This is a genomic window from Kurthia senegalensis (assembly GCF_000285595.1).
In the GTDB taxonomy this organism is placed as follows: domain Bacteria; phylum Bacillota; class Bacilli; order Bacillales_A; family Planococcaceae; genus Kurthia; species Kurthia senegalensis.
Window position 1 is genome coordinate 1 of the sequence record NZ_HE611075.1, and the last position, 6323, is coordinate 6323.

At 37.8% G+C, this 6323-nt stretch carries 4 protein-coding genes and 1 other annotated feature; of the genes, 3 read left to right on the top strand and 1 reads right to left on the bottom strand.

The window, feature by feature from the left end:
- Window positions 1-255 precede the first annotated feature (255 nt).
- A complete protein-coding gene (guaB, locus tag KSHG_RS15240) occupies window positions 256-1719 on the top strand; it encodes an IMP dehydrogenase (protein WP_010309206.1) in 1464 nt (487 codons plus the stop codon).
- Window positions 1720-1822: 103 nt separating this feature from the next.
- A complete protein-coding gene (locus KSHG_RS15245; RefSeq protein WP_010309209.1) occupies window positions 1823-3124 on the top strand; it encodes a D-alanyl-D-alanine carboxypeptidase family protein in 1302 nt (433 codons plus the stop codon).
- Between the two features lie 51 nt (window positions 3125-3175).
- Here KSHG_RS15245 and pdxR read toward each other — a convergent pair whose 3' ends face one another.
- Window positions 3176-4579, bottom strand: coding sequence for a MocR-like pyridoxine biosynthesis transcription factor PdxR (gene pdxR / locus KSHG_RS15250; protein WP_010309211.1), 1404 nt, complete (start codon window positions 4577-4579; stop codon window positions 3176-3178).
- Window positions 4580-4758: 179 nt separating this feature from the next.
- Window positions 4759-4972 (top strand) — a binding site (T-box leader).
- A 66-nt stretch (window positions 4973-5038) separates the two neighbouring features.
- On the opposite strand from pdxR, the gene serS reads away from it, so the two are divergent.
- Window positions 5039-6319 (top strand): serine--tRNA ligase, encoded by a 1281-nt coding sequence (gene serS / locus KSHG_RS15260; protein ID WP_010309216.1) that lies wholly within the window; start codon window positions 5039-5041, stop codon window positions 6317-6319.
- Window positions 6320-6323 lie beyond the last annotated feature (4 nt).

The following is a 6323-nucleotide window of genomic DNA, read 5'->3' on the forward strand; positions in this document are numbered from 1 at the left end:
CTAGGCATACTAAACACCGACTGTTGGTCGGTGTTTTTTTAATGCGTTAAAATTATTTTGATGACGTAAAGTTTTTCTAGTATGAACTTCTCTTCATTTAGGGGTCTTTGTTCTAAAATAAAGCGTTATCATAATCTAGGCTATGATAATTAGGAATACTTTGAATACTCTTTTTTTCTTGTAATCTTGACATATACCCCCTCAGGTTGATAATCTTACAATTAATATATTTTCTTATAGGAGGAGTTATTAAACATGTGGGAAACGAAATTTGCCAAAGAAGGCTTAACATTTGATGACGTATTATTAGTCCCAGCACATTCAGAGGTTTTACCAAAAGAAGTAGATTTAGGTGTTCAACTTACATCGAAAATTAAATTGAACATTCCATTAATCAGTGCAGGTATGGATACGGTAACAGAAGCATCAATGGCGATCGCAATGGCACGACAAGGCGGCTTAGGAATTATTCATAAGAATATGTCTATTGAAGAACAAGCGGATCATGTAGAACGCGTAAAACGTTCTGAAAATGGTGTCATTACAAACCCATTCTTTTTAACACCTTCACATCAAGTCTTTGATGCAGAACACTTAATGGGTAAATACAGAATCTCAGGTGTTCCAATTGTAGATGACGAAAATAATCAAAAATTAGTCGGTATTATTACGAACCGTGATTTACGTTACATTTCTGATTACTCATTAAAAATTGAAGACGTTATGACAAAAGAAGAATTAATTACAGCTCCTGTGGGTACAACATTAGCAGAAGCAGAAAAAATTCTTCAACAACATAAAATTGAAAAACTACCTTTAGTTGATGCAGATAATCATTTAAAAGGTTTAATCACTATTAAAGATATTGAAAAAGTAATTGAATATCCAAATGCTGCGAAAGATGAATTTGGTCGTTTATTAGTAGGTGCAGCTGTTGGTGTTACAAAAGATGCGAATAGCCGTATTCAAAAATTAGTCGATGCACAAGTCGATGTGATTGTAATCGATACAGCACACGGACATTCAGAAGGCGTTATTAACTCAGTGAAAGCGATTCGTGCTCACTTCCCAGACTTAGCAATTATTGCAGGTAATGTTGCAACTGCTGAAGGTGCAGCAGCGTTATTCGATGTTGGCGTTGATGTCGTTAAAGTCGGAATCGGTCCTGGATCTATTTGTACAACACGTGTTGTTGCCGGTGTCGGTGTACCACAAATTACAGCAGTATATGATTGTGCTACAGTAGCTCGTGAACGTGGCAAAGCAATTATTGCTGATGGTGGTATTAAATATTCGGGTGATGTCGTAAAAGCACTTGCTGCTGGTGGTAATGCAGTTATGCTTGGTTCATTACTTGCAGGTACTTCAGAATCTCCTGGGGATACAGAAATCTTCCAAGGTCGTCGTTTCAAAGTTTACCGCGGTATGGGTTCACTTGGCGCAATGGAAAAAGGTTCAAAAGATCGTTACTTCCAAGAAGATGCTAAAAAATTAGTTCCTGAAGGTATTGAAGGTCGTTTACCTTACAAAGGACCTTTAGCTGATACAGTTTACCAATTAGTTGGTGGTATTCGTGCTGGTATGGGTTACTGCGGTGCTCCTACTTTAGAATACCTTCGTGACAATGCACAATTTGTTCGTATGACTGGTGCAGGTCTTCGTGAATCTCATCCGCATGACGTTCAAATTACAAAAGAAGCTCCAAACTACTCAATTTAATTTCCATTCATTTAAACGCTTAGTCCTTAATATTAGGATTAAGCGTTTTTGTGTTTTTAAATTATGTTAAAATAAGCTCAATAAGGAAATAGGAGGCGAAAATGTGAAAAATTATTTGAATAGTACGATGATTAAAATCACTTTAATGATTGTGCTTTGTATGAGTGCATTTGCTTTTAATGACTCGAAAGTTAGCGCCAAGGATGAAGCGATTGATTTGAGAGCAAAAGCGGCGATTTTGATTGATGCAGATAGTGGCAAAATACTATATGAAAAAAATGCTAATAAAGCTTATGGTATTGCTAGTATGTCTAAAATGATGACTGAATACATTTTATTAGACAAAATCAAAGCAGGTGAAATTTCATGGGATGATCAATACAATGTGTCAAAATACGCATATAAAATTTCTCATGATACAGAATTAAGTAATGTGGCACTTCGTGAAGATGGTGTTTATAGTGTTAAAGAATTGTATGAGGCAATGGCGATTTATTCAGCTAATGCAGCAACAATCGCTTTAACAGAAGTAATGGCCGGTTCTGAAAAAAACTTTTTACCACTAATGAATAAAAAGGCAGAAGAACTTGGACTTAAAAATTATACATTTTACAATGCGACTGGCTTAAATAATAAGCAATTAAAAGGGATGCAACCAAAAGGCACACCTGAAGATGGCGAAAATGAAATGCCTGCTAAATACGTTGCTAAATTAGCGTATCAATTAGTGAAAGAGCACCCAGATATGTTGGAAACGGCGAGCATTAACAAAAAAGCGTTCGCTAAAGGTACGGATGATGAAATCATGATGACCAACTGGAACTACATGGTGAAGGGCGGTATTTATGAATATAAAGGTGTAGACGGTTTAAAAACAGGTTCTACAGATTTCGCAGGTCAATGTGTGACGATTACAGCAAAACAAGGTGATTTACGTGTAATTGCGGTCGTTATGGATGCGAAAGAGGAAAATGGAGACAGTACATATAAAGCGCGTTTTGATGCAGCGAAAACGTTGTTAGACTACGGCTTTAATAATTTTAAAATGCAAGAAGTGATGCCTGCAGGGTATACGTTTAAAAATAATAAAACGATCGCTGTAAAAGATGGTCAGAAAAAAGAAGTAGCAATTGAAGCATCGAAAGCTATTTCTTTCATTGCGAATAAAAATACGACGTACAAACCAAAACTTGTATTAGACAAAAAAGAAATTACAGCACCTGTTAAAAAAGGAACTGTTGTTGGACATGTTGAAATCCAAGGAGACGGTTACGGATATATTATGCCGGTTAAAGATCAAGCGACGGTCGTAACGACGGATGATGTTCAATCAAAAGGTTGGTTCGTAAAAGCGCTAGGCGGTATTGGTGATTTCTTTGCAAACGTTGGGCATAGTATTTTTTAAATAGACATAATCGTTTTAAAAATAAAAAGGACTCGCATGTGCGAGTCCTTTTTATTTTATTGTTGGAATATGCCAGACGGCTAATAATGTTTCAATATTTTTTGTAATAGCTGTTTCATCAATTCCACCGAAGCCAAGAAGAAATTGATTTTCTTTAGAGTGCTTTGGTTCGTGCAAGTAGTTAGATAGTGGTGTAATGCGAATGTGTTCCTCCTTGGCAATTTGACTGAGCTTCTCCGCGTTATAAGGATGGTCAACGGTCATAATGATGTGCATGCCTGCTTGTTCTCCAGATATGTGAACGTGTTTATATTTGGAAAGAACCGTTGTTATTTTTTCGAGTTTTTTACGATAAATTTTCCGCATACGATTTAAATGTTTGGAAAAATGTCCATCTCGCATAAATTGACTTAAAATATGCTGCTCGAATCGAGGGACAGTGCATGTGTAATAGGTGAATAGTGCATGATAACGCGCCATCAATTTTTCAGGTAATACGAAATAAGCGATACGTAATGAAGGCATTAATGATTTTGAAAAAGTACTTAAGTAGATGACTTTTTGTTGGTGGTCCATACTTTGTAGAGAAGGGATGGGCTTACCGACGTAGCGGAACTCACTATCGTAATCATCTTCAATAATGTAGCGATTCGGTCGCTGGCTTGCCCAATGTAATAATTGAGATCTTCTCGGTGCAGATAAAATGGCGCCTGTTGGGAATTGATGAGAAGGTGTGACGTAAGCAACGTTAGCATCAGTTTTCTCTAGTTCATGTATGAGTAAGCCATCTTCATCAATCGAAATCGGTATGCTGCGCTGTCTATATTGTTGAATAATGTGATGCGTCATTTGATAGCCAGGATTTTCGAGTGCATAAACGTTTGTTTCGCCGAGTATTTGTAAAATCATCGGAATCAGTTGTTCTGTACCAGAGCCGATAACGATTTGTTCTGGTCTGCAGTGAACGCCACGTGATTGGTATAAGTAATGAGCGATTTCTTCACGAAGCGTGTATTCCCCTTGTGCAGAGCCGGCAAGTAATAAATGTTGCTGTTGCTCATCAAGCGCATCTTTAGCATAGCGCCGCCACGTTGAAAAAGGGAAAGATGCGGTATCGATACGGCTTGAACTAAAATCGATTGTATAGTGCGGTGCATTCGTTTCAGTAGGTGCGATCGTCGATCCTTTATCGATATAAGGAAGCGTTGTAATATCTTCAATGAAAAAACCGATGCGTGGTTTTGAAATGATATAACCTTCTGCTAGTAGTTGTCCGTAAGCAAGCTCGACGGTCGTTTGGCTAATCATTAAAAAATCTGCAAGTTTCCTTTTGGACGGTAATTTGTTTCCGACAGCAATTGAATTGTCGACGATGCCCTTTTTAATTGCTTCATATAACTGTTCATAAAGTGGCTTTTTCGCTTGTTTATCAAGTTCAAACATGAGCATATCCAACAGCTTCTCCTCCTTTAACCTTTTAAATAGGTGTGTAGCGTTCTATTTTGAAATAATCAAAACTCTTTGTAACAGCATAGCATAGCAATTTGGCACGAGAAAGGTTGAAAGTATAGTAGGATGTTTTGACTAAACTTGCATCACGTTAAAATGTGTTGTAAAGTATGGGTAACTTAACATTTAACACGATGATAGGAAGTAGTAACGAATACGTTTTTTATAGAGAGTCGACGGTTGGTGGAAGTCGATAAAAGCGCTCGCGAATCCGTCCTGGAGTTGCCTTATTGAACGAATTAGTAGATAAGGCCGGCAACCTAGCCGTTATGAAACAAGTGGAGCGGGCATTCGTCTGTTCAATTAGGGTGGCAACGCGGGTATGCTCTCGTCCCTTTACCAAGGGATGGGCGTATTTTTTTTGTACCTTTTTAGCATCGATCAAAATGAATGGAGGAAATAAATATGTTAGATATTAAACGCGTCCGCGCAAATCTTGCGGAAGTAAAAGAAAAATTGGCACACCGTAATGAAGAATTAGGAACGTTAGATCACTTTGAAGAATGGGATCAAAAACGTCGCGAGTTAATCGCGAAAACAGAAGAATTAAAAGCAGCACGTAACAAAGCAACAGAAGTAATCGCAGTGAAAAAACGTGCGAAAGAAGACGCACAAGATGATATTTTAAAAATGCGTGAATTAAGTGCTGAAATTAAAAAAATGGACGTAGAACTTGCAGCTATCGAAGAGAAATTCCAAGATATGATGATGCGCCTTCCAAACATTCCACACGAATCAACTCCTGTAGGTGATACAGAAGATGATAATGTGGAAGTATATGTACGTGGTGACATACCGACATTTGATTTCGAACCGAAAGCACACTGGGATATCGCAACAGATTTAGGTATTATCGATTTCGAACGTGCAGCGAAAGTAACAGGTTCTCGTTTCGTATTTTACCGTGGATTAGGTGCTCGTTTAGAACGTGCTCTTTGGAACTTCATGATGGATTTACACGCTGACAAACACGGTTACGAAGAAATGTTACCACCATACATGGCAAACCGTGCAAGCTTAACTGGTACAGGTCAACTTCCAAAATTCGAAGAAGATGCATTCTTAGTAGAAAAAGAAGATTACTTCTTAATTCCAACAGCTGAAGTACCAGTAACAAACTTCTACCGTGATGAAATTTTATCTGCGGATATGTTACCACAAGCATTTACAGCATTCTCTGCATGTTTCCGTTCAGAAGCAGGTTCTGCAGGTCGTGATACACGTGGTTTAATTCGTCAACACCAATTTAACAAAGTAGAATTAGTTCGCTTCGTTAAACCAGAAGATTCTTACGAACAATTAGAATTATTAACTTCTCATGCGGAAGAAGTATTAACACTTTTAGGCCTACCGTACCGTAAGTTGAGCATGTGTACAGCAGATTTAGGTTTCACAGCTGCGAAAAAATACGATTTAGAAGTATGGATTCCAGCACAAGATAAATTCCGTGAAATCTCTTCTTGTTCAAACTTTGAAGATTTCCAAGCACGTCGCGCAGGGATCCGTTTCCGTCGTGATAAAAATGCAAAACCAGAATACGTTCATACATTAAATGGTTCAGGTTTAGCGGTAGGTCGTACAATCGCAGCAATTTTAGAAAATTATCAACAAGCTGATGGTTCTGTGAAAATTCCAGAAGCACTTGTACCATACATGGGCGGTGTAACTGAAATTAAAGCAAAATAAATTT